The following is a 26,524-nucleotide window of genomic DNA, read 5'->3' as shown; positions in this document are numbered from 1 at the left end:
GCCTATTGCTGGGGATCCCTCAGCACATAGCGGGGGCTTTGCGGCGGGTCTTTCCCGCCGCATGGATGTGATAATACCAAACAAATACCATTACTCGTTCTCCTAATATAATCGGCAGCGATATTTCATCATTGCCGTTAAATGGCGATCGTCGACCGCCTGATGCAGGCTGAGAGGGCGCCTGTGGCATCGTCAGGAAGATAAAAATAACGTTATGAGAGTTATTATTTTCCCAATGATTACACGTATGACGTTAGGTTATTACTATAGTCTCGCAGTTGCATTTCAGTTGACGCTGAAGCATAATCAGAAAGACCTATATATCTCGTAACCTTTTGTTTGTAAATAATAAGGTGTTTATCTTCCCCCGCTGGACGATCGTACTATTGCCGTGTCTTTAGCTTCATTTACCGGCGCAGATGATAAAATCTCAGTATATTGGCAGGGGTTATTATGTTATGGTCAATCACAGAGGTTCATGGCGGGATTAATCCCTCCTCTGAACTTTTTCGGATATTTTCTTCGTAAATGGTATATAGGATTGTATTGGCACACGTCAGCGTAGGATAAGGCACCGTTTGGCTTATGCTGGGCTACGTGGTAGGCCTGTACACAGGCAGGGCGTTAAGGGACAGAAAATGTTTGAGATTTTTGATGTTGACTATCAGTCTCTGTCAAGAACGGCATCAACAGAGCTATTTTCCCTGCGTAAGGGGACGTTTAAGGATCGGCTTAACTGGGCGGTAACCTGCAGCGATGGGATGGAGTTTGATGAGTATGACAGCAAACATACAATCTATCTGTTGGGAGTAAAGGATAACGATGTGGTGTGCAGCGTACGCTTAATTGAGACCTGCCATCACAATATGATTGTCGGCACGTTTTTCCGCTACTTTGAGAAAGGTGAGATCCCGGCCAGCAGCCAGTTTTTTGAATCTAGCCGCTTCTTTGTCGATAAGCGTCGCGCCCGAACTCTGCTGGGTAATCAATACCCGCTGTGTCATCTACTGTTTCTCGCTATGATTAACTATACGATGGCCTCTGGTCACCGCGGTATTTATACGATTGTCAGCCATTCGATGCTGCGGATTTTGACCCGTTCCGGCTGGAATATTACCGTGGTGGAGCGAGGGGTGTCGGAGAAGGTGCAGGATATCTATCTGGTCTATTTACCGACGGATGCAGCTAATCAGCGTCTGCTGATCGAGCGGATTAATCAGGATCAGCCTTTTGATGAGGAGGCTCTGCAGAGTTGGCCCATGGTACTGAAATCCGCCGATGCGCTCAACCTTCAATCGGCTTAATCAGCTGCAGTTCAACGCCAAGCCGGATTGCGTGCTTGGCGTTTAATACCCCCAGCTTTTTGACAACATTACCAATGTGAAATTTGACTGTGCCAGTTTTAATACCTAGGATCAGTGCGATTTCTTGGTATGTTTTCCCCATACTGGCCCAGTAAAGAATTTCATTCTCACGAGTGGAGAAAATATTCTCTATAGGCTCTTTGTTACTGCAATGGCGCTGTGCGGTAATTTGGCGCTGGCCGTTTATAAAGCGCTCATGGGCATCGATCAGCAACATTTGTAGGACGCCTCTGTTCCGCTCAATTTCCGCCAGCCCGCGATCGTCGACCATCAGTGAAAGCATTGCCAGCTGATTATCTGCGTCATGCAGTACAAAGGTATAGCCTCTGCTCACCTGGTATTTCTTGGAAAGATTAAAAATTTTTGAGAGGTTAAGCTGCGAGTTGACGGTGATTTTTTCATCCCACAGGAAGGGCGATACCCGACGTAGGGCGGAGATCACTACTGGATCGATATGCTGATAATGGTGCTCTTTATATAGCGTTACCCATTCATCTGGATAATTGGAGATGATAATAATATCCGATGGATTTTTTTTGTTGAGCAATAAATAAGCAAATTGAATGTGGCCGTAAGCGACCAGTGACCGATCGATAAATTGCTTGATTTCTCTTGTCAGACTCTCATTATCAGCAAACACGCTCGTTTTTTCTCCCAATCACCTTATCGCGAAAAGTATACAGTAATACGTTCCGTTGCTAATTACATCCCTTATCTTACGTGTCAACGGGAGTTTTACATAGCCAGCTGAAACAGTATCCACATGATAACTATACCTTAGTCTAACTAGACGATATTGGTAGATGTCAATAGAATTACAACCAGGCCGAAAAGGTAAAAAAAAACCTGAATCATCGCTGATTCAGGTTGCCAATTTTGGCCAACACCAGGGAAAACGTTGCAATCAGGATGATACTTTCCGTGTCATATAAATAGAGAAAGTACACCTGATTGACTCATTACGTATTGCAATAAGCACTACATATATATATTAAGACAAACAGAACATATCATCATTATGTTTCCGTCCTGTACTGTCACGGATAGCTTACATAAAAACATCTACAGAATATAGACCTCTTGCTATATTTTTTCCATAATTTACAAAATAACAGAAACAAAGCTTGCGATTATACCCTTCTGCATTGATGATTTTCATATCATAACTATTATTACTATTTGATAGTAAAAGAATTTAATAATAATAGCCTCAGTTTTTGTCACTAAAGTCAACGAATAATTATCATGTTACTCTCCATGAAATATTGCATCCTTGATGTAAATAGATGGTAAAAAAATATGATTTGTATTAATTAAGTATTAAAAAAGACCATTCATTTACGAATGGTCTGAGCTAATTGTCTACTAATGGTATTATCGCCTGCTATTTGTTGCGGGATTGACTCAATTCTTTTTGACGAATTCTGATTTGAGCTTCATGGGGCCAAAGCCGTCGATTTTGCAATCGATGTTGTGATCGCCCTCGACCAAGCGAATGTTTTTGACCTTAGTGCCGATCTTCAGCATTGAGGAGCTGCCCTTGACCTTCAGATCTTTGATCACGGTGATGCTGTCACCGTCCGTCAGCAGGTTACCATTGGCGTCTTTGACAATCAGGACCTCCTCTTCCGCGATCTCTGCGATGGCGTTATTCCATTCATAGGCGCACTCCGGGCAGACATACATATCATTGTCTTGGTAGGTGTATTCAGAATGACACTTCGGGCAGTGTGGTAGTTGCATCTTATGGCCTCGAAAAAGTAAAAACCGCCGGGAATAGTGCCTGAGTGACAGGGATGCCGGGCGGTAAAACAAGTAAAAATAAACTATACGCTAACATTATACTCCATTAGTTATTATTTTTGTTGAAAAATATTTTAATATCACGCATATACACCGGATTAAAATCGGTGATAAGGATAGCGTTTTTTATTTTTTGATATTTATATCAATATATTACTATTATTGAATGATAACTTATTGAGGGAATTCATCGCTTTCAGCACGTTCATCGCCATAGCGGTGAAATGCGTCGATTCCCGATCAGTCAAAGCGACGCAGGTAGATATTTTGATCGTAGCATACGCCGTCAAGTTCCTCGCCGTTGTGGCGCGTTTCGATCAGCGTGAAGCCGTTGCGCTGGGCGACGGCGTTGCTGCGTCTGTTGATAACCATACATTGAATGACGAATCGGGTGACCAGGCCCTGCGCTACGCAGTGGCGCATCAGGGCCTGCAGGGCGGCGGATATGAGTCCTTTCCCCTGATGGGCTCGATCGATCCAGTAGCCGATCGGCGCACAGCGACGCTCACGATCGATGCTGTTAAGTGAGATCAGCCCGATACACTGTTGGCGGTAAACAATAACATAGTAGCGTGCACTCCCCGCCCGGTGGGCATCGGCCTGGGCACTCAGGGTCTGCAGCGTGTTATCTACATGGACCATACTGTAGGACCAGGGCATAAAGCGGGCGAGGTGATCGCGGTTGTTGTCGACCAGCGTGAAGAGGGCATGGGCGAAGCGCGGGTGCGCCGGGATCAGCGCCAGATCGGGTCCGGCCTGCAGGGCTGTGTGATGCATGGGAGCTCCTGTGTGAGGGGCGTCCAGAGCAGGGCGCGCCGTCGAGCTGCCATTATAGCGCTTGTCGACAGTGCCAGGGCGGCAAAAAAGGGCTTCCGTGCAATGGGATTGAAAACAGTTGCAGTGGTACCACTTACGTATACCCGACTCGATACGGTGCTCAGGTCTGCGCAGGGGAGGATCCATTTTCGGCCACGTTGCCTAACATATGCAATCAGGGGGAATAAATGCCGGAAGGACCAGAAATTCGCCGGGTGGCAGATGAACTGCGCGCCGCGGTTGGGGGAGGAACGCTGACCCAGGTCTGGTTTGGCGTGCCGTCTCTTCAGCGGCACGCCGCTGGACTGGTCGGTTGCCGGGTTACGACGATTGAGGCGCGTGGCAAAGCGCTGCTGATTCACTTTTCCAACGGTGTGAGCATGTACAGTCATAATCAGCTGTACGGCATCTGGCGGGTGGCCGCCACTGGCCAGATACCACCGACGTCGCGCTCGCTGCGCGTGCGCCTGGAGACCGCCGAGCGGGCTATTTTGCTTTATAGCGCCTCCGATATTCAGCTGGCGCCGCGGGCGCAGATCCTTCGCCATCCTTTTTTACTGCGGATTGGCCCCGATGTACTGGATCCCGCCCTGACGGAGGTGCAGGTGCGAGAGCGTCTGTGTTCGCCAGCGTTTCGCCGTCGTCAGCTGGGTGCCCTGCTGCTGGATCAGCGCTTTCTGGCGGGACTGGGTAACTACCTGAGGGTGGAGATCCTGTGGCAGGTGGAGCTGCCGCCGCAGCGGCGGGCGACGGATCTGACCCCAGCGCAGCTGACATCGCTCTGCCATGCGTTGCTGGCAGTGCCGCGTCTCTCCTATGTAACGCGTGGTCAGATCGATACGGGCCGCCATCACGGGACGCTGTTCCGTTTTCGGGTATTTCAGCGTGAGGGGGAGTCATGTGAACGTTGCGGGACGACCCTCATCCGTGCACAGGTGGCGTCGCGTCCGTTTTACGGCTGTCCGGGCTGTCAGGGTGGGTTGGAGGACACATCGGGTAACGCGAAAACCGGCGGGAGCCGCTCCCGCCGGGGAATGATTAACGCTGGTTCAGCCGTGAGCTGAAGTCACGGCGCGTATAGCCGGTATACAGCTGGCGCGGGCGGGCGATCTTCAGACCATCCTCGTGCATTTCATTCCAGTGGGCTATCCAGCCGACGGTACGCGCAATCGCGAAAATGACGGTGAACATGCTGGAGGGGATCCCCATGGCCTTCAGGATGATACCGGAGTAGAAGTCGACGTTGGGGTAGAGCTTTTTCTCGATGAAGTAGGGATCGTTCAGGGCGATGTGCTCCAGCTCCAGGGCGACCTCCAGCAGATTGTCATTCATGCCCAGTTCATTGAGCACTTCATGGCAGGTTTCGCGCATCACGGTGGCCCGCGGATCGTAGTTTTTATAGACCCGATGGCCAAAGCCCATCAGACGGAACGAATCATTTTTATCCTTGGCGCGCTTAATAAAGGCTGGAATGTGCTCCACGCGGCTAATCTCTTCCAGCATCTTCAGGCAGGCCTCGTTAGCGCCGCCGTGGGCGGGCCCCCACAGCGAGGCAATACCGGCGGCGATGCAGGCGAATGGATTGGCTCCGGAGGAGCCAGCGGTGCGTACGGTCGAGGTGGAGGCGTTCTGCTCATGGTCGGCGTGCAGGATCAGGATGCGATCCATGGCGCGTTCCAGAACCGGATTGACCACGTACTCTTCGCACGGTGTCGCGAACATCATGCGTAGGAAGTTACCGGCGTAGGAGAGATTATTTTGTGGATAGATAAAGGGTTGTCCCAGCGAGTATTTGTAGCACATGGCTGCGACGGTCGGCATCTTGGAGAGCAGGCGGAACGCGGCGATCTCACGGTGGCGCTCGTTGCTGATATCCAGCGAGTCATGGTAAAACGCGGCCAGCGCTCCGGTAACGCCACACATGACGGCCATCGGGTGGGAGTCGCGGCGGAACCCCTGCAGCAGACGGGTGATCTGCTCATGGATCATGGTGTGGCGGGTGACGGTATTCTTGAATACATCGTATTCCGCCTGATCGGGCGTCTCACCATACAGCAGAATGTAGCAAACTTCCAGGAAAGAGGAGTTTTTGGCTAACTGATCGATAGGATAGCCGCGGTGCAGTAGGATCCCTTCATCACCGTCAATATAGGTAATTTTAGATTCGCAGGAGGCCGTAGAGGTAAATCCCGGGTCAAAGGTGAAGTAGCCCTGGCTACCCAGTTTGCGAATATCGATCTCTTTATTTCCTAACGTCCCCTCGAGGACATCGAGCTCTATATGCTCTGCGTCCACCGTCAGCGTTGCTTTTTTCTCTGCCATACAGCCTCCTTTGGTACTGCTATTTTTAGACTCATTAACTATGTACTGGGTGCAGCGTGCTAAGCTTTCCCGGCATGTGATGATCGGCATCCTGCCCTACGGCGTCAGACCCTGCGGGGGCAGCCTCTGTCACGATAGCCACGCTGTTGCCGTTACTCGTTGTTAAAATATGCTTCCAAAACTGTGTACTGATTATGATTATTATGCTGACGGTATGGAAAAGGCTTTCCTGATCGACTGCGTAACGTTTTCTCATAGGAATGCCGCCTGGGCAACATCTAATCATAGTGCACAGTTTTAATTCTCTCATTGTTGCTAAAATGTTGCATCTTTATCTTTAAATCCAGTTTATTTACTAACACATGGTGAATGCGTGACCGCTGTCACTGTTCCGGTTAAATGTTATTAATAATTTTGTGTTGTAATTGTAATAATTTTGTGTCGACCCTATACTGCCGCCAGGTCTCCGGGACTTACCCGAGGGTAAGCGTGCCTGCAGTGGAGCACCCAGCATCAAATCCCCGTCGCGGGCAGCCCCGGTTGTCGCCGATCCGCTGCCTCAGTCTCGTGGGATTTGCGCCACTGCTTGATACCGTCCCAGGCCCGGAGGAGGAAAATAATAAGAGTTATGTGGGCAAAAATGTGAAAAAACAAAGACCTGTCAATCTGGATTTGCCAACAATTCGCTTTCCTATCACTGCGATTGCGTCAATCTTACACCGTGTCAGCGGCGTCGCCGTCTTTATCGCCATCGGTATTCTACTGTGGCTGCTCGGGCTCTCCCTCTCTTCTGCCGGCGGGTTTGCACAGGCCGCGGCGCTGCTTGACAGCGCGCTGGCCAAGCTGGTGCTGTGGGGTATCCTGACGGCGCTGGCCTATCACATCTGCGGTGGGATACGTCATCTGCTCATGGACTTTGGTTATCTTGAGGAGAGCTTTAGCGTAGGATGCCGTTCGGCGCAGCTGGCGTTTGCCGCGACCGTGCTGCTCTCCGTCTGTGCGGGGGTATGGGTATGGTAAGCAACGCATCGGCGCTGGGGCGCAACGGTATTCAGGATTGGCTGCTGCTGCGTGCATCCGCCATCGTCATCACGCTGTACGTTATCTATCTGCTGGCTTTTGTGGTCGGCGCAGGCCCACTCAACTATACATTGTGGCTTGACTTCTTCTCTTCGCGGATCACCCAGGTGTTTACCCTGCTGACCTTGCTGTGCATCCTGATCCATGCCTGGATAGGGATGTGGCAGGTATTGACCGACTATGTCAAGCCGCTGGCGTTGCGCCTGGTGCTACAGCTGGCGATCGTGGTGGTCCTGGTGGTCTATCTGATTTATGGAACATTGGTTGTGTGGGGGATATAGATGAAGCTGCCAGTCAGAGAGTTTGACGCCGTTGTGATCGGCGCCGGTGGTGCAGGGATGCGTGCGGCGCTGCAGATTTCTCAGGCAGGATTTCGCTGCGCCCTGCTGTCCAAAGTGTTTCCGACCCGCTCCCATACCGTTTCGGCCCAGGGTGGGATCACCGTCGCGCTGGGCAATACCCATGAAGACAACTGGGAATGGCACATGTATGACACCGTGAAGGGGTCAGACTATATCGGTGATCAGGACGCGATTGAATATATGTGCAAAACCGGCCCGGATGCCGTGCTGGAGCTGGAGCACATGGGGCTGCCGTTTTCACGCCTGGAGGATGGACGCATCTACCAGCGGCCGTTTGGCGGCCAGTCGAAGAACTTTGGCGGGGAGCAGGCCGCGCGCACTGCGGCGGCGGCGGATCGCACCGGCCATGCGCTGCTGCATACCCTGTATCAACAGAATTTGAAGAATCACACCACGATCTTCTCCGAATGGTACGCACTGGATCTGGTGAAAAATCAGGATGGCGCTATCGTCGGCTGTACGGCGCTGTGCATTGAGAGCGGCGAGGTGGTCTACTTCAAGGCGCGTGCCACCATTCTGGCTACCGGCGGCGCCGGGCGTATCTACCAGTCAACCACCAACGCCCACATCAACACCGGTGATGGTGTTGGCATGGCGCTGCGTGCCGGAGTGCCACTGCAGGATATGGAGATGTGGCAGTTTCACCCGACCGGGATCGCCGGTGCCGGCGTGCTGGTGACCGAGGGCTGTCGCGGCGAGGGGGGCTACCTGCTGAATAGACACGGTGAGCGCTTTATGGAGCGCTATGCGCCCAACGCCAAGGATTTAGCTGGGCGAGACGTAGTGGCACGGTCGATCATGATAGAGATCCGCGAAGGACGTGGCTGCGATGGCCCTTGGGGGCCCCACGCCAAGCTGAAGCTTGACCACCTGGGAAAAGAGGTGCTGGAGTCCCGCCTGCCGGGGATCCTGGAGCTGTCGCGCACCTTTGCCCACGTCGATCCTGTCAAGGAGCCGATACCGGTGATCCCGACCTGTCACTACATGATGGGGGGGATCCCGACCCGCATCAGCGGACAGGCGTTGACCCTGGATGCCAGCGGTGCCGACCGGGTGATCCCCGGTCTGTTCGCCGTCGGTGAGATCGCCTGTGTTTCGGTACACGGTGCCAACCGGCTGGGCGGCAACTCGCTGCTGGATCTGGTGGTATTTGGCCGCTCGGCGGGCCTGCATCTGGAGGAGAGCCTGCGTGAGCAGGGGCCTCTGCGCGACGCCGGCGAGTCAGATGTCGAGGCCAGCCTGGCGCGCCTTGAGCGCTGGAACGGCACCCGTAATGGAGAGGATCCAGTGCAGATCCGCAAAGATCTGCAGTCCTGCATGCAGCACAACTTCTCGGTATTCCGCGAAGGCGAGGCGATGGCTCAGGGGCTGGCCGAGCTGAATACGATCCGTGAGCGTCTGGATCACGCCCGTTTGGACGATACTTCCAGTGAATTCAATACACAGCGTATCGAGTGTCTGGAGCTGGACAACCTGATGGCGACGGCCTTCGCCACCGCGATGGCCGCCAATTACCGTACAGAAAGCCGCGGGGCGCACAGCCGCTTTGACTTCCCGGAGCGCGATGACGCCAACTGGCTGTGCCATACCCTGTACCTGCCGGAGAGTGAGAGCATGGTGCAACGCCGTGTCAACATGCAGCCCCGGCTGCGCGCGGCCTTCCCGCCGAAGGTGCGTACTTACTGATTTGCCGAGGAGCAGGTAATGAAACTCGAATTCTCTGTTTACCGTTATAACCCGGACGTGGATAGCGCACCGCGCATGCAGGATTATACCCTGGAGGCGGAAGAGGGGCGTGACATGATGCTGCTGGATGCGCTGATCCAGCTGAAAGAGCAGGACCCGACCCTGGCCTTTCGCCGCTCCTGCCGCGAGGGGGTGTGCGGTTCGGATGGGGTCAACATGAACGGCCAAAACGGCCTGGCCTGCATCACCCCGCTCTCGGCCCTGCGCCGTGGGGGAAAGAAAATCGTCATCCGCCCGCTGCCGGGACTGCCGGTGGTGCGCGATCTGGTGGTGGACATGGGGCAGTTTTATGCCCAGTACGAAAAGATCAAACCCTACCTGATTAACGATGGCCGAACGCCGCCGGCGCGTGAGCATCTGCAGTCACCGGAGGAGCGCGCCAGGCTGGACGGGTTGTATGAGTGCATCCTGTGCGCCTGCTGCTCTACCGCCTGCCCATCCTTCTGGTGGAACCCGGACAAGTTTGTCGGTCCCTCCGGGCTGCTGGCGGCCTACCGTTTCCTGATCGATAGCCGCGACACGGCGACGACGCAGCGTCTCGACACGCTGGACGACGCTTTCAGTGTATTCCGTTGCCACGGCATCATGAATTGTGTCAGCGTGTGCCCGAAGGGGCTAAATCCGACGCGTGCGATTGGTCACATTAAATCTATGCTGTTGCAGCGCGGAGCCTGAGGGATACACAGCATAGAATTCTGCGCGATACGCCGGATAATGGTTTCGCGCACTGTTCCGGTCGGAAGCGACGGGGACAGTCAGGGAGGAGATAAGGCGCTTAGCAAGGTGCTCAGAATGTCGGCGGAATTATCACAGGGTGACACTGGCGATGACTATCTCGATAATTTTTTAATAAAATTAAGTTAATACAAGAATATCTGTTAAAAATAAGATATTCACTACGGCGAATAACAGGCTTTACGAGCTTAAGGGATCACAATGCAGAACGGCACCATGAAGGCCTGGCTGGATTCCTCCTATCTGGCGGGCGCGAACCAGTCATACATAGAACAGCTGTATGAGGACTACTTGACCGATCCCGATTCAGTGGAGGGGAGCTGGAAAACTCTTTTTCAACAACTGCCGGTTAATGGACTGCCGCCGGATCAGCTGCACTCCAAAACCCGGGATTACTTCCGCCGCCTGGCCAAAGATCCGGCGCGCTTTGGGCTCGCGTTCAACGACCCGCAGACCGACGCCAAGCAGGTGAAGGTGCTGCAGCTGATCAACGCCTTTCGCTTTCGTGGCCATCAGCAGGCCAACCTCGATCCGCTCGGACTGTGGAAGCAGGAGCCGGTCGCCGATCTCGACCCGGCGTTTCATCATCTGACGCCGGAGGATTTCAACGAAACCTTTAACGTCGGCTCATTTGCCATCGGCAGCGATACCCTGCGCCTGGCGGATCTTTACCGGGCACTACAGCAGACCTACTGCGGGACCATCGGCGCCGAATACATGCATTTGACCAACACCGACGAGAAGCGCTGGTTGCAGCAGCGGCTGGAGTCGGTGATGGGGCAACCGGCATTTAGCCCGCAGGAGAAGCGCTGTTTTCTGCAGGAGCTGACGGCCGCCGAGGGGCTGGAGCGCTATCTTGGCGCCAAGTTCCCTGGTGCCAAGCGCTTTTCGCTGGAGGGGGGCGATGCGCTGATCCCGATGCTGAAAGAGCTGATCCGTCATGCCGGACGCAATGGCACCCGTGAAGTGGTGCTGGGGATGGCGCACCGCGGGCGCCTGAATGTGCTGATAAACGTCCTGGGCAAGTGCGCCGGCGAGCTGTTTGATGAGTTTGCCGGCAAACATAAGGATCATCTGGGCACCGGTGATGTGAAATACCATATGGGCTTTTCATCGGATATGGCGACGGAAGGCGGCCCGGTACACCTGGCGCTGGCCTTTAACCCGTCGCACCTGGAGATCGTCAGTCCGGTGGTGATGGGATCGGTGCGCGCGCGCCGCGATCGGCTGGATCGTACCCGTAGCGATATCGTGTTGCCGATCACCATCCACGGCGATGCGGCCGTCGCTGGTCAGGGCATCGTTCAGGAGACGCTGAACATGTCTCAGGCGCGCGGTTATGAGGTGGGCGGCACGGTACGTATCGTGATTAACAACCAGATCGGTTTCACCACCTCAAACCCGCTGGACGCCCGCTCGACCCAGTACTGCACCGATATCGGCAAGATGGTGCAGGCGCCTATCTTCCATGTCAACGCAGATGATCCGGAGGCGGTGGCCTTTGTCACCCGACTGGCGCTCGATTTCCGTAACTGTTTTAAGCGCGACGTCTTTATCGATCTGGTGTGCTACCGCCGCCACGGTCATAACGAGGCGGATGAGCCGAGCGCTACCCAGCCGGTGATGTACCAAAAGATCAAAAAACATCCGACGCCGCGCAAGTTGTACGCCGATCGCCTGACGGAGCAAGGTGTGATCGCTCTGGCAGATGCCACTGAGATGGTCAACCTCTATCGCGATGCCCTGGATGGTGGCGGCTGCGTGGTGGCGGAATGGCGTCCGATGACCATGCACAGCGTGACCTGGGAGCCCTATTTGCATCACGAATGGGATGAGCCTTACGACCACGCTGTGGTGCCGCAGCGTCTGCAGGATCTGGCGCGCCGCATCAGCGGGGTGCCAGAGGCGGTAGAGATGCAGGCACGGGTTGCCAAAATTTACGCCGATCGCGCTGAAATGGCCGAGGGCGAGCGGCCATTCGACTGGGGGGGCGCGGAAAATCTGGCCTATGCTACGCTGGTGGATGAGGGCATTCCGGTGCGTATCTCTGGCGAGGACTGTGGCCGCGGTACCTTCTTCCACCGTCATTCGGTGATCCATAGCCAAAAGGATGGCGCGGTGTATGTGCCGCTGGAGAACGTGCATAACGGTCAGGGTGATTTTAAGGTGTGGGACTCGGTGCTGTCCGAGGCGGCGGTGCTGGCCTTTGAGTATGGTTACGCCAGCGCGGAGCCGCGTACCCTGACGATCTGGGAGGCGCAGTTTGGTGATTTTGCCAACGGTGCCCAGGTGGTGATCGATCAGTTCATCAGCTCCGGCGAGCAGAAGTGGGGTCGCCTGTGCGGTCTGGTAATGCTGCTGCCGCACGGCTATGAGGGGCAGGGGCCGGAGCACTCCTCCGCCCGCCTGGAGCGTTACCTGCAGCTGTGCGCTCAGCAGAATATTCAGGTTTGCGTCCCCTCAACGCCGGCGCAGGTTTATCACATGCTACGCCGTCAGGCGCTGCGCGCGATGCGCCGCCCGCTGGTGGTGATGTCGCCCAAGTCGTTGTTACGCCATCCGCTGGCGGTCTCCTCTCTGGACGAGCTGGCGCAGGGGTGCTTCCAGCCGGCGATCGGGGAGATCGATCCCCTCGATGCCCAGCGGGTGAAGCGGGTGGTGATGTGCTCCGGTAAGGTGTACTACGATCTGCTGGAGCAGCGGCGGAAGAATGGCCAGGACAACGTAGCGATCGTCCGTATCGAACAGCTCTACCCGTTCCCGCATCAGGCGGTGCAGGCGGTGCTGGCGCCCTATACCCAGGCGCACGATTTTGTCTGGTGCCAGGAGGAACCGCTCAATCAGGGGGCCTGGTACTGTAGTCAGCATAACTTCCGAGAGGTGATCCCCTTTGGCGCGGTGCTGCGCTACGCCGGTCGTCCGGCGTCGGCATCACCGGCGGTGGGGTATATGTCGGTTCACCGTGAGCAGCAGCAGGCGTTGGTGGATGATGCCCTGAATGTGGAATAAAGGATGCGGGCGTTACCGGCCGTATTCACGACACGCATTAATATAAGGATAAATAATGAGCAGCGTAGAAATTCTGGTTCCCGATCTGCCTGAATCCGTCGCCGACGCCACGGTAGCCACTTGGCATAAGCAGGTGGGCGATAGCATCGGCCGCGATGAGGTCATCGTCGAGATAGAGACGGACAAAGTGGTCCTGGAAGTGCCGGCGGCGGAGGCCGGCGTGTTGGAGGCTATCCTGGAGCCGGAGGGGACGACGGTAACGGCGCGCCAGCTGTTGGGACGGCTGCGTCCGGCCGACGTGAGCGGCGTCGCGATCGCCGGTGGGGCGCAGACGGCAGCATCGACACCGGCTGAGCGCCATACCGCCGCTCTGGATACGGGCAGCAGCGATGCCCTGAGCCCCGCGGTGCGTCGTCTGGTCGCCGAACATGGCGTAGATCCGGCATCGCTGCAGGGCAGCGGTGTCGGCGGGCGTCTGACGCGGGAGGATGTCACGAAGCATTTGGCCGGGCAGCAGAGCACAGCGCCGGTTGCTGCGTCACCTCAGGCCGCTGCGCCGCTGAGCGCGGGGCGTGAGAAGCGGGTACCCATGACCCGCTTGCGGAAACGGGTGGCCGAGCGCCTGCTGGAGGCGAAAAACAGCACTGCGATGCTGACCACCTTCAATGAAGTGAACATGAAGCCGATCATGGATCTGCGCAGCCAGTACGGTGAGGTGTTTGAAAAACGTCACGGCGTGCGCCTGGGCTTTATGTCCTTTTATATCAAGGCAGTATTGGAGGCGTTAAAACGTTATCCGGAGGTTAACGCCGCTCTTGACGGTGAAGAGGTGGTCTACCACAACTACTTTGATATCAGTATTGCGGTGTCGACGCCGCGCGGACTGGTTACGCCGGTGATCCGCGATGTCGATACCCTGAGCATGGCGGATATTGAAAAACAGATTAAAGCGCTGGCGCTGAAGGGGCGTGACGGAAAACTGACGGTGGAGGAGCTGACCGGCGGTAACTTTACCATTACCAACGGCGGCGTATTCGGCTCTCTGATGTCCACGCCGATTATCAATCCGCCGCAGAGCGCTATCCTGGGAATGCATGCCATTAAGGATCGCCCGATGGCGGTAGACGGCCAGGTGGTGATCCTGCCGATGATGTACCTGGCGCTCTCGTATGACCATCGCCAAATTGACGGGCGAGAGTCCGTGGGTTTCCTGGTGACGGTAAAAGAGATGTTGGAAGATCCGGCGCGTCTGCTGCTGGATGTGTAACTCCGTTTGATCCGTGCTATGCCCAGGCCCGTCACGTCGGCGGGCCTGCTACTAACAATAAGAGTCAGCCCCTATAGGGATAGAACATCATGAACTTACACGAATATCAGGCGAAACAGCTGTTTGCCCAGTATGGATTGCCGACGCCGGAGGGGTATGCCTGCAGTACGCCGTGTCAGGCGGAAGAGGCGGCCTCTAAAATCGGCAGCGGCCCCTGGGTGGTCAAGTGTCAGGTGCACGCCGGTGGGCGGGGTAAGGCGGGCGGTGTGAAGTGCGTGGAGAGTAAAGAGGCGATCCATGCTTTTGCCGAACAGTGGCTGGGTAAGCGTTTGGTGACCTACCAGACCGATGCCCATGGGCAGCCGGTGCGCCAGATTCTGGTGGAGGGGGCGACCGAGATTGCGCGTGAGCTGTATCTGGGGGCGGTTATCGATCGCAGCTCCCGGCGTGTGGTGTTCATGGCATCGACTGAGGGGGGGGTGGAGATTGAACAGGTGGCGCAAAAGACGCCCCATCTGATCCACAGGGTAGCGCTTGATCCGCTGACCGGCCCGCAGCCCTATCAGGGGCGCGAGCTGGCGTTTAAGCTGGGGCTGAGTGGTAAGCAGGCTCAGCAGTTTGGCCAGATTTTCCTGGGACTGGCGACGCTGTTTTTGCAGTGCGATCTGACCATGGCGGAGATCAACCCGCTGGTGATCACCCCGCAGGGGGATCTGCTGTGCCTGGACGGTAAGCTGGACGTTGACAGCAATGCCCTGTTCCGTCAGCCGACGCTGCTCGAAATGGAGGATCCTGCGCAGAACGATGCGCGTGAGGCGCATGCTGCACAATGGGAGCTGAACTACGTTGCGCTGGAGGGCAACATCGGCTGTATGGTGAACGGCGCCGGTCTGGCGATGGGCACCATGGATATCGTCAAGCTGCACGGCGGCGCACCGGCTAACTTCCTGGACGTGGGCGGTGGTGCCACCAAGGAGAGGGTGACGGAGGCATTTAAGATCATCCTGTCCGACGAGCACGTTAGGGCGGTGCTGGTCAATATTTTCGGCGGTATCGTGCGCTGCGACCTGATCGCCGACGGCATCATCGGTGCCGTGGCCGAGGTGGGCGTTCACGTACCGGTAGTGGTACGTCTGGAGGGCAACAACGCCGAGCTGGGCACCCGAATACTGGCCGACAGCGGCCTGAATATCATTGCGGCCACCAGTCTGACGGATGCCGCGCGCCAGGTGGTTAGCGCCGTGGAGGGGAAATAATGTCAATACTGATCAATCACGAAACCCGGGTCATCTGTCAGGGCTTTACCGGCAGTCAGGGGACATTCCACTCCGAGCAGGCACTGGCCTACGGTACCCGTCTGGTGGGCGGGGTAACGCCGGGCAAAGGGGGCAGTGAGCATCTCGGTCTGCCGGTATTCAACACCGTGCGCGAGGCGGTATCGGCGACCGGCGCCAACGCCAGTGTGATCTACGTACCGGCGCCGTTCTGTAAAGACTCCATTCTGGAGGCGATAGACGGTGGTATTTCGCTGATTATTTGTATCACTGAAGGGATACCTACGCTGGATATGCTGGTGATCCGGGCCAAGCTGGATCAGAGCCCCGGGGTACGGATGATCGGCCCGAACTGCCCGGGAGTAATCACGCCGGGCGCCTGTAAGATCGGTATCATGCCGGGCCATATTCACCGCCCGGGACGCATCGGCATCGTTTCGCGATCCGGCACCCTGACCTACGAGGCGGTGAAGCAGACCAGCGACGTCGGGTTAGGGCAGTCCACCTGCGTCGGTATCGGCGGCGATCCGATCCCTGGTGCCAGTTTTATCGATATTCTGGCGCTGTTTCAGGCCGATCCGCAGACTGAGGCCATCGTGATGATCGGAGAGATTGGCGGGAACGCGGAAGAGGAGGCGGCAGCCTATATCAAGGCATACGTTACCAAACCCGTGATCGGATATATCGCCGGGGTGACGGCGCCTAAGGGTAAGCGGATGGGACACGCCGGGGCGATTATCGCCGGCGGTAAGGGCACCGCGGATGAGAAGTTTGCCGCCCTGGAGGCTGCCGGGGTTGTGACGGTGCGTAGCCTGGCAGATATCGGCCAGGCGGCGCTGCAGGCCCTGACCTGACGTATCGAGTTACTTAAATTTTGGCCACCGGTGAGTGGCCTTTTTTTATTGTCTCAATAGATGATAAATGAAATATTCACTGCGGTGAAAATAGGGAATTGCAAAAAATATATTACCGCAGATGACAATTAAACAATTATGTCGATATTATTTAACATTATAAATACAATTCATCGTATTTGATAATCGATTGACTTTTGTTCTTATTGATCTGGATTGGTATTGTAAATACTGCCTGTAGTATGTTTTTTTGTTAATCTTGTGGTTGGTCAATATTTGCTAGTGTTATGTATGTAGATGAATATTGACCTAACAATGGAAATCCAATCAGCGTCACGTAAAAAGTGATTTATTGTGTATGGCTGTAAGGGTAGTATTTGTCAGACTGTAATACATGGTCAGAACTATTGTTATATTTGTTATCTTTCTTCGGTTCTTAGTTACGAACGTTTTCTGCGCTATGCTTGCTAAATCGGTGCTGCCGCGGAGAGCGTAGGCCGTTAAGAATTGGGACGGGTTGCATTTGTGGGTGAAGGGCATTCATTACTGGTTGTTATGTGACTTCCGTAGAAACGGAAGCCGAGTTACCGCAAGTCGGAGTCTTCCTGCGAGGAGCAAGGAGTCAAGATGTTTGATATTGTCGAACTGTCTCGTTTACAGTTTGCCTTAACGGCGATGTACCATTTCCTGTTTGTCCCGCTGACGCTGGGGATGGCGTTTTTGCTGGCCATCATGGAAACGGTATATGTGCTGACCGGCAAGCAAATCTATAAAGATATGACCAAGTTTTGGGGTAAGTTGTTCGGTATCAACTTTGCCCTGGGGGTCGCTACCGGTTTGACCATGGAGTTCCAGTTCGGGACCAACTGGTCGTACTACTCTCACTACGTCGGCGATATCTTCGGTGCGCCGCTGGCCATCGAAGGGCTGATGGCGTTCTTCCTTGAGTCTACCTTCGTCGGGCTGTTCTTCTTTGGCTGGGATCGCCTGGGCAAAGTGCAGCATATGATGGTGACCTGGCTGGTCGCGTTGGGCTCTAACCTCTCCGCGCTGTGGATCCTGGTGGCCAACGGCTGGATGCAGAACCCGATTGCCTCCGACTTTAACTTTGAAACCATGCGCATGGAGATGCTGAGCTTTTCTGAGCTGGTGCTGAATCCGGTAGCACAGGTAAAGTTCGTGCATACCGTTTCTGCCGGCTACATCACCGGCGCCATGTTCATTCTGGGCGTTAGTGCTTACTATCTGCTGAAAGGCCGTGATTTTGCTTTTGCCAAGCGCTCGTTCGCTATCGCCACCGCCTTTGGTATGGCTTCGGTGATCGCTGTTATCCTGCTGGGGGATGAGTCTGGCTATGAGATTGGGAGCGTGCAGAAGACCAAACTGGCGGCCATTGAGGCCGAGTGGGAAACCCAGCCAGCGCCGGCTTCTTTCAACCTGTTCGCCATCCCGGATCAGCAGACGGAGAGTAACCGCTACGCGATTGAGGTACCGTATCTGCTGGGCCTGATTGCTACCCGCTCTCTCGATCAGCAGGTTATTGGCCTGAAGGATCTGATGAAGGAGAATGAGGGGCGCATCCGTAACGGGATGAAGAGCTACCAGCTGCTGCAGGAGCTGCGTACCGGCAATACCGATCCGGCGGTGCGCGACGCTTTTAACCGCAGCAAGCAGGATCTGGGCTACGGTCTGCTGCTGAAGCGCTATACCGATAACCCGGCTCAGGCCAGCGACGCGCAGATCACCAAGGCAGCCAAAGACTCCATCCCTGAAGTAGCGCCGCTGTACTTCGCTTTCCGTATCATGGTCGGCTGTGGTGTGTTGATGACGCTGCTGATCCTGGCGTCGTTCTACAGCGTGGTGCGCGGGCGCATCGGTGAGAAGCGCTGGCTGTTGCGCGCCGCGCTGCTGGGGATACCATTGCCGTGGATTGCCTGTGAGGCAGGCTGGTTTGTGGCCGAGTATGGCCGTCAGCCGTGGGCGATCAACGATATACTGCCGACGGCGGTTGCCAACTCGTCGCTGACTGCAGGCGACCTGTGGTTTTCGATCATTCTGATCTGCGGTCTGTATACGCTGTTCCTGATCGCTGAGCTGTATCTGATGTTCAAGTTCGCCCGACTGGGGCCGAGCAGCCTGAAGACCGGCCGCTATCATTTTGAGCAGACGAATGCGGTAGACGCACGGTAAACAGGAGTCCACACTATGTTCGAATATGAAGTATTGCGCTTTATCTGGTGGCTGCTGGTCGGGGTGCTGCTGATCGGATTTGCGATCACCGATGGTTTTGATATGGGGGTTGGGGTCCTCTCCCGTATCCTCGGTAAAACCGATACCGAACGGCGGGTGATGATTAACGCCATCGCGCCGCACTGGGACGGTAACCAGGTATGGCTGATCACCGCGGGCGGCGCGCTGTTTGCCGCTTGGCCGATGGTGTACGCCGCCGCCTTCTCCGGCTTTTATGTGGCAATGATCCTGGTACTGGCCGCGTTGTTCTTCCGCCCGGTGGGCTTTGACTACCGATCCAAGATTGCCGATCCGCGCTGGCGTAACATGTGGGACTGGGGCATCTTCATCGGTAGTTTCGTACCGGCGCTGGTTTTTGGTGTGGCGTTCGGTAACTTGCTGCAGGGTGTACCGTTCCATATCGATGAGTATCTGCGCCTGTTTTATACCGGCAACTTCTTCCAGCTGCTCAATCCGTTTGCCCTGCTGGCCGGCGTGGTCAGTCTGACCATGCTGCTGGTGCAGGGGGCGGCCTATCTGCAGATGAAGACCGCTGGCGAACTGCGTCTGCGTGCCCGCGCCACGACGCAGATCTGCGCGCTGGTGATGCTGCTGGCCTTCCTGCTGGCCGGGGTATGGCTGGTGAAGGGGATCGATGGCTATATCGTAACTTCGGTCCTCGACCACGCGGCGCCGTCCAACCCGTTGCATAAAGAGGTGGCGCATCAGGCCGGTGCCTGGCTGGTGAACTTTAATGCACACCCGACCCTGTGGCTGATTCCGGCGCTGGGCGTGGTGCTGCCGCTGCTGACTATCCTGACCTCCCGTCTGGATCGCTGCGGATGGGCATTCCTGTTCTCTTCGCTGACCATCGCCTGCGTGATCCTGACCGCCGGTGTGACTATGTTCCCGTTCGTGATGCCGTCCATTACTAACCCGAACATGAGCCTGACCATGTGGGACGCCACCTCCAGCCTGCTGACGCTGAAGGTGATGACGGTTGTGGCGATCGTTTTTGTACCCATCGTGCTGCTGTACACTCTGTGGAGCTACTACAAGATGTTTGGCCGACTGGACAAAAACTTTATCGAAAACAATAACCACTCACTGTACTAATCCGCTGGGGAGCTGAAGCATGTGGTATTTTGCCTGGATTTTAGGAACGCTTATGGCCTGCTTTTTCGCTATCATCACCGCGATGGCGATTGAGAGTCGCGAGGCCAAGGCGGCACAAGACGGTAAATGATGACCGAACTGGCAGACAGGCTGTATAGCCTGATGGATAAGGGCCCGCTGCGGACACTTTCCCTGATTTTAGCGCTGGTACTGGCGGGCTGTATCTTTTGGGATCCGACCCGCTTTGCGGCAAAAACCAGTTCGCTGGCGATCTGGCAAGGGCTGCTGCTGATGTGGGCCGTCTGCAGCGGCGTGGTGCACGGGGTTGGGTTTCATCCCCGTCGTTTGCGCTGGCGTGCGTTCTTTTCACCGCTGCCGGCGCTGATCATACTGATCGCCGGACTGCTGTTCTTTTTCTGCTGAGATTCGGGGCGCTTGCTCAGGGCGATGCGTCCGATGTCGCACTGAGAAAGGCGTTATCAGGCGCGCGGAGGCAGGCCTGTATCAAGCGCCGCCTGCTTATCGGTAAGTCAGTGATCGTTCACTTCTATTATGGGTCATCCAGTGACCCATAATTATTTTAGCTCTCGGGTTTATCCCCCATTCCAAACCCCATTTCAGTTGCGTATAGTATCCGCGTTGTTAAGCTATACTGGGATGTAGAGTGAGTCATATGGTATTCCAATGGCCGGTACGGGTGTACTTTGAGGACACCGATGCCGGGGGTGTAGTCTATCACGCACGCTACATCGCCTTTTATGAAAGAGCGCGCACGGAGATGCTGCGTCAACATCATTTTAGTCAGCAACAGCTGCTGGCTGAGCATGTCGCTTTTGCGGTCCGTCGCATGACCGTGGACTATCTGGCTCCCGCCCGACTGGACGATCTGTTGGTGGTGGAGAGCGAAATTTCCGCGCTGCGGGGGGCTTCCCTTACGTTTGCGCAGCGCATTGTCAATTCTGAAGGCTTGGTTCTCAGTCGGGCCGATGTGCTGATTGCATGTATCGATCAAAATCTAATGAAGCCGATTGCGCTTCCAAAGTCTATTGTCGCGGAGTTTAAGCAGTGACTGACATGAATATTCTGGATTTATTCCTGAAAGCAAGTCTGCTGGTAAAGCTTATCATGCTGGTATTGATATGCTTTTCGGTTGCCTCCTGGGCGATCATCATCCAGCGCACCCGCATCCTGAATGCGGCTACGCGTGATGCTGAGGCTTTTGAGGATAAATTTTGGTCCGGCATCGAGCTTTCCCGTCTGTATCAGGAAAGCCAGACCCGTCGCGACGGCCTGAGTGGATCTGAGCAGATCTTCTATTCAGGGTTTAAGGAGTTTGCCCGCCTGCACCGCATGAATAGCCATGCACCGGAAGGGGTGATCGAAGGGGCATCGCGTGCGATGCGTATTTCGCTCAATCGGGAGATCGAGGCGATGGAGAACCACATTCCATTCCTGGGTACCGTCGGCTCTATCAGCCCCTATATCGGCCTGTTCGGTACCGTTTGGGGAATTATGCACGCCTTTATCGGTCTGGGCGCCGTGAAACAGGCGACGTTGCAGATGGTGGCACCGGGCATCGCCGAGGCGCTGATCGCGACGGCGATCGGTCTGTTCGCTGCGATTCCGGCCGTTATGGCCTATAACCGCCTCAACCTGCGGGTGAATAAGCTGGAGCAGAACTATGAAAACTTCATGGAAGAGTTCATCGCCATTCTGCATCGCCAGGCCTTTGCCGCTGACGGCAAGTAAGTTGAGGATAGCATGGCAAGATTAGGTGGGCGGCGCGATCTCAAGTCGGAAATCAACATCGTTCCGCTGCTCGACGTGCTGTTGGTGCTGGTGCTGATCTTTATGGCGACGGCGCCGATTATTACGCAAAGCGTTGAGGTGGATTTGCCGGATGCGGCGGAGTCGAAAACCGTCAGCACCAACGATCACCCGCCAGTGATCGTGGAGGTCTCCGGAATAGGGCAGTATGCTGTGGTGGTGGATCATAACCGCATGGAGCAGCTGCCGCCGGAGCAGGTGATCGCCGAGGCGCAGGCACAGCTTAAGGCTGATCCGAAAACGGTGTTTCTGATCGGGGGAGCCAAAGAGGTGCCGTATGATGAAATTATTAAGGCGCTCAATTTATTACATCAGGCCGGAGTCACCTCCGTGGGACTGATGACGCAGCCGATTTAAGGGATTCGCCGTCGCGTAGCGTAAGCAGACATGCAGCCTGTACAGGCTGCGTGTCTTTATTTTACGGTGCCAGCGCGGCGAGTGGTGGCCTGGCCCGGCAGGATCTTGGAAGCGACTAGCGGTTGGAATCGAATTGTGGGAAATGCAACTGAGCAAAAAGATAAGCTGAATCGCTCTGTCATCATCTCGGTGATTTTGCACATTGTCCTGATCGGCCTGCTGATTTGGGGCTCCCTGATGCAGGATAACCCGATGAGTGAGGGAGGGGATGGCGGCGGCGGCGGTTCTGCGATCGACGCGGTGATGGTGGATCCGAATGCGGTCGTGCAGCAGTACAACCGCCAGCAGGAGCAGCAGAATGCAGCCCAGCGTGCGGAGCAGCAGCGTCAGCAGAAAGCGGAAAAGCAGGCGCAGGAGATGCAGCGTAAGCGGGCTGAAGAGCAACAGCGCCTGAAGGTATTGGAGAAAGAGCGCTTGCAGGCGCAGGAAGATGCCAAGCAGGCGGCGGAAGAGGCCAAACAAGCCGCGGAGCAGGCGAAAAAACAGGCAGCGGAAGAGGCGAAGAAAGCGGCTGCGCTGGCGGTGCAGCAGGCGAAGGAGGAGGCGGCGAAAGCGGCTGCTGAAGCTAAGAAACAGGCCGAGGAAGAGGTGAAAAAAGCCGCCCTCGCCGCGAAGAAACAGGCTGACGAGGCGGCGAAGAAGGCCGCCGACGCCGCGAAGAAGCAGGCGGCGGAAGAGGCGAAGAAAGCGGCGGAGGCCAAGGCTGCGGCGGACGCGAAGGCGGAGGCCAAGGCGCAGGTGGCGGCAGAAGCGAAGGCAAAGGCTGATGCCAAAAAAGCTGCTGAGGCCAAAAAAGCCGCTGAGGCGAAGAAGGCGGCGGCGGCCGCGAAACAGGCTGATGAGGTGGACGATCTGTTTGGCGGTCTGGCATCGTCGAAAAATGCACCGAAAGGTACTGCCAATGGTGGCACGCCCGGTAACAGCGGTAAGGCGGGCCCGGATGGTAAAGGCAATAGTAAGGCTTCTGGCGCCTCTGGTGCAGAAATTAGCGGCTATGGAAATCAAATTAGAAGCGCAATTATGGCGAAGTTTTATACTGACCCAAGTTATGCTGGAAAAACCTGCGATCTACGCATCAAGCTGGCGCCCGATGGCCTGCTGATCGATGTAAAGGCGGAAGGAGGCGATCCGGCGTTGTGTCAGGCTGCACTTTCCGCTGCGCGTCAGGCGCGCTATCCCAAGCCGCCCAGCGACGCGGTGTATCAGGTATTTAAAAATGCACCGGTGGTGTTTCAGCCGCAGTGATGAACTCGGCGCCACGGCGGCAATCGGCGGATCGTTATCGGATTAGGCTGATGGTCTTCTGCGGCGGCATGTAGTGTTGTTGACATTGATTTGTTTAAATTCTGCTAATTTATCGTGGCCAGAGGGTCGGATAAGGGAGATAAGATGAAGCAGGCGTTTCGTTTGATGGTGGGGCTACTCGTCCTGTGGGCCAGCGTGCTCCATGCCGAAGTCCGAATCGTGATAACCCAGGGGGTAGACTCAGCCCGACCGATTGGTGTAGTGCCGTTTAAGTGGATGGGGCCGGGTACGGCACCGGAAAATATCGGTGGCATCATCGCCGCTGATCTGCGCAACAGTGGTAAGTTTAATCCGATCGATGCCAGCCGGATGCCGCAGCAACCGTCGGCGGCCGCCGAGGTCTCTCCTGCCGCCTGGACGGCGCTGGGGATCGATGCTGTGGTGGTCGGTCAGGTGCAGCCAGGCGCGGACGGCAGCTATCTGGTCTCTTACCAGCTGGTGGATACCTCCGGAAACCCGGGCAGTGTGCTGGTGCAGAACCAGTATAAGGTGACCGGGCAGTGGCTGCGCTACGCAGCCCATACTGCCAGCGATGAAGTGTTTGAGAAGCTGACCGGTATCAAGGGGGCTTTCCGCACCCGTATTGCCTATGTGGTGCAGACCAACGGTGGCCAGTTCCCCTATGAGCTGCGTGTGGCTGACTATGATGGCTATAATCAGTTTGTGGTACATCGCTCCGCCGAGCCGTTGATGTCGCCGGCCTGGTCACCGGACGGCAGCAAGCTGGCCTATGTGACCTTTGAGAGCGGTCGCTCGGCGCTGGTGATCCAGACCCTGTCCAACGGCGCGATCCGTCAGGTGGCTTCCTTCCCGCGTCATAACGGTTCTCCGGCCTTCTCTCCGGATGGCAGCAAGCTGGCGTTTGCGCTCTCCAAGACCGGTAGTCTCAACCTGTACGTGATGGATCTGGCCTCCGGCGCCATCCGCCAGGTGACCGATGGACGCAGCAACAACACGGAGCCCACCTGGTTCCCGGACAGCCAAAACCTGGCCTTTACCTCTGACCAGGCTGGCCGGCCGCAGATTTATAAAATGAACATCAACGGCGGTGTCGCGCAGCGCCTGACCTGGGAAGGTTCCCAGAATCAGGATGCCGAAGTGAGCCCTGACGGGAAATTCCTGGTCATGGTGAGCAGCAGTGCAGGCGCGCAGCATATTGCTAAACTGGATCTTGGAACGAATGCCACTCAGGTTCTTACGGATACGTTCCTGGATGAAACGCCGAGTATCGCGCCGAACGGCACCATGGTGATTTACAGTTCTACCCAGGGACTGGGCTCCGTGCTGCAGTTAGTATCGATAGACGGGCGTTTTAAAGCGCGTCTTCCGGCGACCGATGGTCAGGTTAAGTTCCCTGCCTGGTCGCCGTATCTGTGATGCATGAATAAAACTATACTTATATAAATTTAAAAGGATCAATAAGATGCAACTGAACAAAGTTCTCAAGGGGTTGATGCTGGTACTGCCGATCATGGCCGTGGCTGCCTGTAGTTCAAAGAAAAACACCAATGACGATCAGTCCGGTATGGGCATGGGCGCCAAAGGTATGGAAAACAGCAGCAGCAATCTCTCTTCTGATGAACAGGCTCGTTTGCAGATGCAGGAGCTGCAGAAAAACAACATCGTTTACTTCGGCCTGGATAAATACGATGTGACGCCGGACTACATGCAGGAGCTGGATGCCCACGCGGCGTTCCTGCGCAGCAATCCGTCCTATAAAGTCACCGTAGAAGGCCATACCGATGAGCGCGGTACGCCGGAGTACAACATCGCGCTGGGCGAGCGGCGCGCCAATGCGGTGAAGATGTATCTGCAGGGTAAAGGCGTTAGCGCCGATCAGATCGATATCGTTTCCTATGGTAAAGAGAAGCCTGCAGTACTGGGTCACGATGAAGCGGCATACGCGAAAAACCGTCGTGCCGTACTGGTCTATTAATTCTGTTACCTAGACGAGTAGCGAATGAGCAGTAACTTCAGGCGTCATATGATGGGTCTGTCGTTACTGGTTGGCGTAGCGGCCCCCTGGGTCGCTACTGCCCAAGCGCCAATCAGTAGCGTCGGCTCCGGCTCGGTGGAAGACCGGGTGACCTCCCTTGAGCGTATTACCAACGCTCAGGGCCAGCTGTTGACCCAGCTTCAGCAACAGCTTTCCGATAACCAGCGTGATATTGACACTCTGCGCGGGCAGATCCAGGAAAACCAATATCAACTGAATCAGATCGAGGAACGTCAGAAACAGATCTATCAGCAGATGGACAGTTTGAGCAGCGGCAGTGCCCCCCAGGGTGCGTCAGCGTCATCGTCGGCAGCGACATCCGACCCACAGGTGGCGGAGGCCAATCCCCCGGCGGCAGCCCAGCAGGCGGCCGCCAGCGGCGGTGATGCCAACGTGGACTATAACCGCGCCGTCGATCTGGTTCTGGTGAAGAAGCAGAATGATCAGGCAATCTCGGCTTTTCAGACCTTTATCAAACAGTATCCGGACTCTACCTATCAACCCAACGCCAATTATTGGCTGGGGCAGCTGTTTTACAGCAAGGGGAAAAAGGACGATGCGGCCTATTATTATGCCGTGGTGGTAAAAAACTACCCCAAATCGCCCAAGGCCGCGGAGTCCATGTATAAGGTCGGTGTGATCATGCAGGAGAAAGGGCAGGCCGATAAGGCCAACGCCGTCTACCAGCAGGTGATCAAACAATATCCGAACAGCGATGCGGCCAAGCTGGCGCAAAAACGCATGGGATAACCCTGAACGGGCCGGAAATCAGGCGTATTGCCTGTTTTCCGGCCCCGTGTGTATGAAGCGCAACCAATTGACTGGATTCTGAGAATTTTTGGTTGCGCTGTCGAGATAAATGGGTAATATATGCCGCCGTTGCCAAGACAAAGTGTGAAGCTAGTCGCGGCGGCGTACGGAATGGGTCGTTAGCTCAGTTGGTAGAGCAGTTGACTTTTAATCAATTGGTCGCAGGTTCGAATCCTGCACGACCCACCATTC

At 55.7% G+C, this 26,524-nt stretch carries 25 protein-coding genes and 1 tRNA gene; 22 read left to right on the top strand and 4 right to left on the bottom strand.

Annotated features, from left to right (window positions below):
• Positions 1 to 638 precede the first annotated feature (638 nt).
• Entirely contained in the window at positions 639 to 1,304 is a 666-nt protein-coding gene (locus EIEH_RS11780) for an acyl-homoserine-lactone synthase (protein WP_015872137.1), read from the top strand.
• On the opposite strand, the gene EIEH_RS11775 is transcribed toward EIEH_RS11780, so the two are convergent.
• The 3 genes from EIEH_RS11775 to EIEH_RS11765 form a co-directional block, all read right to left on the bottom strand.
• Positions 1,285 to 2,004: a LuxR family transcriptional regulator gene (locus EIEH_RS11775; protein WP_015872136.1), complete on the bottom strand. Its 720-nt coding sequence runs from the start codon at positions 2,002 to 2,004 to the stop codon at positions 1,285 to 1,287. The genes EIEH_RS11780 and EIEH_RS11775 overlap by 20 nt on opposite strands.
• Positions 2,005 to 2,768: 764 nt before the next feature.
• Positions 2,769 to 3,107 (bottom strand): zinc ribbon domain-containing protein YjdM, encoded by a 339-nt coding sequence (locus tag EIEH_RS11770; RefSeq protein ID WP_015872134.1) that lies wholly within the window; start codon positions 3,105 to 3,107, stop codon positions 2,769 to 2,771.
• 300 nt (positions 3,108 to 3,407) lie between these two features.
• Positions 3,408 to 3,944 carry a GNAT family N-acetyltransferase gene (locus EIEH_RS11765; RefSeq protein ID WP_015872133.1) on the bottom strand — a complete coding sequence of 179 codons (537 nt, stop codon included), beginning with the start codon at positions 3,942 to 3,944 and terminating at the stop codon, positions 3,408 to 3,410.
• 227 nt (positions 3,945 to 4,171) lie between these two features.
• On the opposite strand from EIEH_RS11765, the gene nei reads away from it, so the two are divergent.
• Positions 4,172 to 5,047 (top strand): endonuclease VIII, encoded by an 876-nt coding sequence (nei, locus tag EIEH_RS11760; RefSeq protein WP_015872132.1) that lies wholly within the window; start codon positions 4,172 to 4,174, stop codon positions 5,045 to 5,047.
• On the opposite strand, the gene EIEH_RS11755 is transcribed toward nei, so the two are convergent.
• Positions 5,022 to 6,305, bottom strand: coding sequence for a citrate synthase (locus EIEH_RS11755; RefSeq protein WP_015872131.1), 1,284 nt, complete (start codon positions 6,303 to 6,305; stop codon positions 5,022 to 5,024). The two genes, nei and EIEH_RS11755, sit on opposite strands and share 26 nt — an antisense overlap.
• Before the next feature lie 630 nt (positions 6,306 to 6,935).
• Here EIEH_RS11755 and sdhC point away from each other — a divergent pair.
• The 20 genes from sdhC to EIEH_RS11655 all read left to right on the top strand — a co-directional run bounded on the left by sdhC (position 6,936) and on the right by EIEH_RS11655 (position 26,521).
• On the top strand, positions 6,936 to 7,325 hold the full coding sequence (gene sdhC / locus EIEH_RS11745) for a succinate dehydrogenase cytochrome b556 subunit (protein ID WP_015872129.1): 390 nt from the start codon (positions 6,936 to 6,938) through the stop codon (positions 7,323 to 7,325).
• Positions 7,319 to 7,666 carry a succinate dehydrogenase membrane anchor subunit gene (gene sdhD / locus EIEH_RS11740; RefSeq protein ID WP_015872128.1) on the top strand — a complete coding sequence of 116 codons (348 nt, stop codon included), beginning with the start codon at positions 7,319 to 7,321 and terminating at the stop codon, positions 7,664 to 7,666. Before sdhC ends, sdhD begins: the two co-directional genes overlap by 7 nt.
• Entirely contained in the window at positions 7,667 to 9,433 is a 1,767-nt protein-coding gene (gene sdhA / locus EIEH_RS11735; RefSeq protein ID WP_015872127.1) for a succinate dehydrogenase flavoprotein subunit, read from the top strand.
• A gap of 18 nt (positions 9,434 to 9,451) precedes the next feature.
• Positions 9,452 to 10,168 carry a succinate dehydrogenase iron-sulfur subunit gene (locus tag EIEH_RS11730; protein ID WP_015872126.1) on the top strand — a complete coding sequence of 239 codons (717 nt, stop codon included), beginning with the start codon at positions 9,452 to 9,454 and terminating at the stop codon, positions 10,166 to 10,168.
• Positions 10,169 to 10,429: 261 nt separating this feature from the next.
• Complete coding sequence (gene sucA, locus EIEH_RS11725; RefSeq protein WP_015872125.1) at positions 10,430 to 13,237, top strand: 2-oxoglutarate dehydrogenase E1 component; 2,808 nt, start codon at positions 10,430 to 10,432, stop codon at positions 13,235 to 13,237.
• 55 nt (positions 13,238 to 13,292) lie between these two features.
• A complete protein-coding gene (gene odhB, locus EIEH_RS11720) occupies positions 13,293 to 14,504 on the top strand; it encodes a 2-oxoglutarate dehydrogenase complex dihydrolipoyllysine-residue succinyltransferase (protein ID WP_015872124.1) in 1,212 nt (403 codons plus the stop codon).
• A gap of 89 nt (positions 14,505 to 14,593) precedes the next feature.
• Positions 14,594 to 15,760, top strand: coding sequence for an ADP-forming succinate--CoA ligase subunit beta (sucC, locus tag EIEH_RS11715; RefSeq protein WP_015872123.1), 1,167 nt, complete (start codon positions 14,594 to 14,596; stop codon positions 15,758 to 15,760).
• Positions 15,760 to 16,632: a succinate--CoA ligase subunit alpha gene (sucD, locus tag EIEH_RS11710; RefSeq protein ID WP_015872122.1), complete on the top strand. Its 873-nt coding sequence runs from the start codon at positions 15,760 to 15,762 to the stop codon at positions 16,630 to 16,632. Before sucC ends, sucD begins: the two co-directional genes overlap by 1 nt.
• 627 nt (positions 16,633 to 17,259) lie before the next feature.
• Complete coding sequence (gene cydA, locus EIEH_RS11705) at positions 17,260 to 18,822, top strand: cytochrome ubiquinol oxidase subunit I (RefSeq protein WP_015872121.1); 1,563 nt, start codon at positions 17,260 to 17,262, stop codon at positions 18,820 to 18,822.
• A gap of 15 nt (positions 18,823 to 18,837) precedes the next feature.
• Positions 18,838 to 19,977, top strand: a complete 1,140-nt coding sequence (gene cydB / locus EIEH_RS11700) for a cytochrome d ubiquinol oxidase subunit II (RefSeq protein WP_015872120.1) — start codon at positions 18,838 to 18,840, stop codon at positions 19,975 to 19,977.
• 19 nt (positions 19,978 to 19,996) lie between these two features.
• The gene (gene cydX, locus EIEH_RS17790; protein ID WP_071525723.1) at positions 19,997 to 20,107 is read left to right on the top strand and encodes a cytochrome bd-I oxidase subunit CydX; all 111 of its coding nucleotides are present in this window, start codon (positions 19,997 to 19,999) and stop codon (positions 20,105 to 20,107) included.
• Positions 20,107 to 20,400 carry a cyd operon protein YbgE gene (ybgE, locus tag EIEH_RS11695; protein ID WP_035609656.1) on the top strand — a complete coding sequence of 98 codons (294 nt, stop codon included), beginning with the start codon at positions 20,107 to 20,109 and terminating at the stop codon, positions 20,398 to 20,400. The genes cydX and ybgE overlap by 1 nt, the downstream gene beginning before the upstream one ends.
• Positions 20,401 to 20,650: 250 nt before the next feature.
• Entirely contained in the window at positions 20,651 to 21,046 is a 396-nt protein-coding gene (gene ybgC / locus EIEH_RS11690; RefSeq protein WP_035609650.1) for a tol-pal system-associated acyl-CoA thioesterase, read from the top strand.
• Entirely contained in the window at positions 21,043 to 21,726 is a 684-nt protein-coding gene (gene tolQ, locus EIEH_RS11685) for a Tol-Pal system protein TolQ (protein ID WP_015872117.1), read from the top strand. The genes ybgC and tolQ overlap by 4 nt, the downstream gene beginning before the upstream one ends.
• Positions 21,727 to 21,738: 12 nt before the next feature.
• Positions 21,739 to 22,161, top strand: coding sequence for a colicin uptake protein TolR (gene tolR / locus EIEH_RS11680; protein WP_015872116.1), 423 nt, complete (start codon positions 21,739 to 21,741; stop codon positions 22,159 to 22,161).
• Positions 22,162 to 22,296: 135 nt separating this feature from the next.
• Positions 22,297 to 23,466 carry a cell envelope integrity protein TolA gene (gene tolA / locus EIEH_RS11675; RefSeq protein ID WP_015872115.1) on the top strand — a complete coding sequence of 390 codons (1,170 nt, stop codon included), beginning with the start codon at positions 22,297 to 22,299 and terminating at the stop codon, positions 23,464 to 23,466.
• Between the two features lie 144 nt (positions 23,467 to 23,610).
• Positions 23,611 to 24,903: a Tol-Pal system beta propeller repeat protein TolB gene (tolB, locus tag EIEH_RS11670; RefSeq protein WP_015872114.1), complete on the top strand. Its 1,293-nt coding sequence runs from the start codon at positions 23,611 to 23,613 to the stop codon at positions 24,901 to 24,903.
• Between the two features lie 46 nt (positions 24,904 to 24,949).
• Complete coding sequence (gene pal / locus EIEH_RS11665; protein ID WP_015872113.1) at positions 24,950 to 25,462, top strand: peptidoglycan-associated lipoprotein Pal; 513 nt, start codon at positions 24,950 to 24,952, stop codon at positions 25,460 to 25,462.
• 24 nt (positions 25,463 to 25,486) lie between these two features.
• Positions 25,487 to 26,272, top strand: a complete 786-nt coding sequence (cpoB, locus tag EIEH_RS11660) for a cell division protein CpoB (RefSeq protein WP_015872112.1) — start codon at positions 25,487 to 25,489, stop codon at positions 26,270 to 26,272.
• A gap of 173 nt (positions 26,273 to 26,445) precedes the next feature.
• Positions 26,446 to 26,521: transfer RNA gene (locus tag EIEH_RS11655), tRNA-Lys, on the top strand.
• Positions 26,522 to 26,524 lie beyond the last annotated feature (3 nt).

It is taken from the genome of Edwardsiella ictaluri ATCC 33202, from assembly GCF_000264785.1.
GTDB classification, from domain to species: domain Bacteria; phylum Pseudomonadota; class Gammaproteobacteria; order Enterobacterales; family Enterobacteriaceae; genus Edwardsiella; species Edwardsiella ictaluri.
This window is presented reverse-complemented; position numbering and strand designations above follow the sequence as displayed.

Bases quoted from the DNA above. Each gene is read 5' to 3' on its own strand.
- EIEH_RS11780 (WP_015872137.1), top strand. From the start codon at position 639: ATGTTTGAGATTTTTGATGTTGACTATCAGTCTCTGTCAAGAACGGCA.
- EIEH_RS11770 (WP_015872134.1), bottom strand. From the start codon at position 3,107: ATGCAACTACCACACTGCCCGAAGTGTCATTCTGAATACACCTACCAA.
- EIEH_RS11765 (WP_015872133.1), bottom strand. From the start codon at position 3,944: ATGCATCACACAGCCCTGCAGGCCGGACCCGATCTGGCGCTGATCCCG.
- nei (WP_015872132.1), top strand. From the start codon at position 4,172: ATGCCGGAAGGACCAGAAATTCGCCGGGTGGCAGATGAACTGCGCGCC.
- EIEH_RS11755 (WP_015872131.1), bottom strand. From the start codon at position 6,305: ATGGCAGAGAAAAAAGCAACGCTGACGGTGGACGCAGAGCATATAGAG.
- sdhD (WP_015872128.1), top strand. From the start codon at position 7,319: ATGGTAAGCAACGCATCGGCGCTGGGGCGCAACGGTATTCAGGATTGG.
- sdhA (WP_015872127.1), top strand. From the start codon at position 7,667: ATGAAGCTGCCAGTCAGAGAGTTTGACGCCGTTGTGATCGGCGCCGGT.
- EIEH_RS11730 (WP_015872126.1), top strand. From the start codon at position 9,452: ATGAAACTCGAATTCTCTGTTTACCGTTATAACCCGGACGTGGATAGC.
- sucA (WP_015872125.1), top strand. From the start codon at position 10,430: ATGCAGAACGGCACCATGAAGGCCTGGCTGGATTCCTCCTATCTGGCG.
- odhB (WP_015872124.1), top strand. From the start codon at position 13,293: ATGAGCAGCGTAGAAATTCTGGTTCCCGATCTGCCTGAATCCGTCGCC.
- sucC (WP_015872123.1), top strand. From the start codon at position 14,594: ATGAACTTACACGAATATCAGGCGAAACAGCTGTTTGCCCAGTATGGA.
- sucD (WP_015872122.1), top strand. From the start codon at position 15,760: ATGTCAATACTGATCAATCACGAAACCCGGGTCATCTGTCAGGGCTTT.
- cydA (WP_015872121.1), top strand. From the start codon at position 17,260: ATGTTTGATATTGTCGAACTGTCTCGTTTACAGTTTGCCTTAACGGCG.
- cydB (WP_015872120.1), top strand. From the start codon at position 18,838: ATGTTCGAATATGAAGTATTGCGCTTTATCTGGTGGCTGCTGGTCGGG.
- cydX (WP_071525723.1), top strand. From the start codon at position 19,997: ATGTGGTATTTTGCCTGGATTTTAGGAACGCTTATGGCCTGCTTTTTC.
- ybgE (WP_035609656.1), top strand. From the start codon at position 20,107: ATGACCGAACTGGCAGACAGGCTGTATAGCCTGATGGATAAGGGCCCG.
- ybgC (WP_035609650.1), top strand. From the start codon at position 20,651: ATGGTATTCCAATGGCCGGTACGGGTGTACTTTGAGGACACCGATGCC.
- tolR (WP_015872116.1), top strand. From the start codon at position 21,739: ATGGCAAGATTAGGTGGGCGGCGCGATCTCAAGTCGGAAATCAACATC.
- tolB (WP_015872114.1), top strand. From the start codon at position 23,611: ATGAAGCAGGCGTTTCGTTTGATGGTGGGGCTACTCGTCCTGTGGGCC.
- pal (WP_015872113.1), top strand. From the start codon at position 24,950: ATGCAACTGAACAAAGTTCTCAAGGGGTTGATGCTGGTACTGCCGATC.
- cpoB (WP_015872112.1), top strand. From the start codon at position 25,487: ATGAGCAGTAACTTCAGGCGTCATATGATGGGTCTGTCGTTACTGGTT.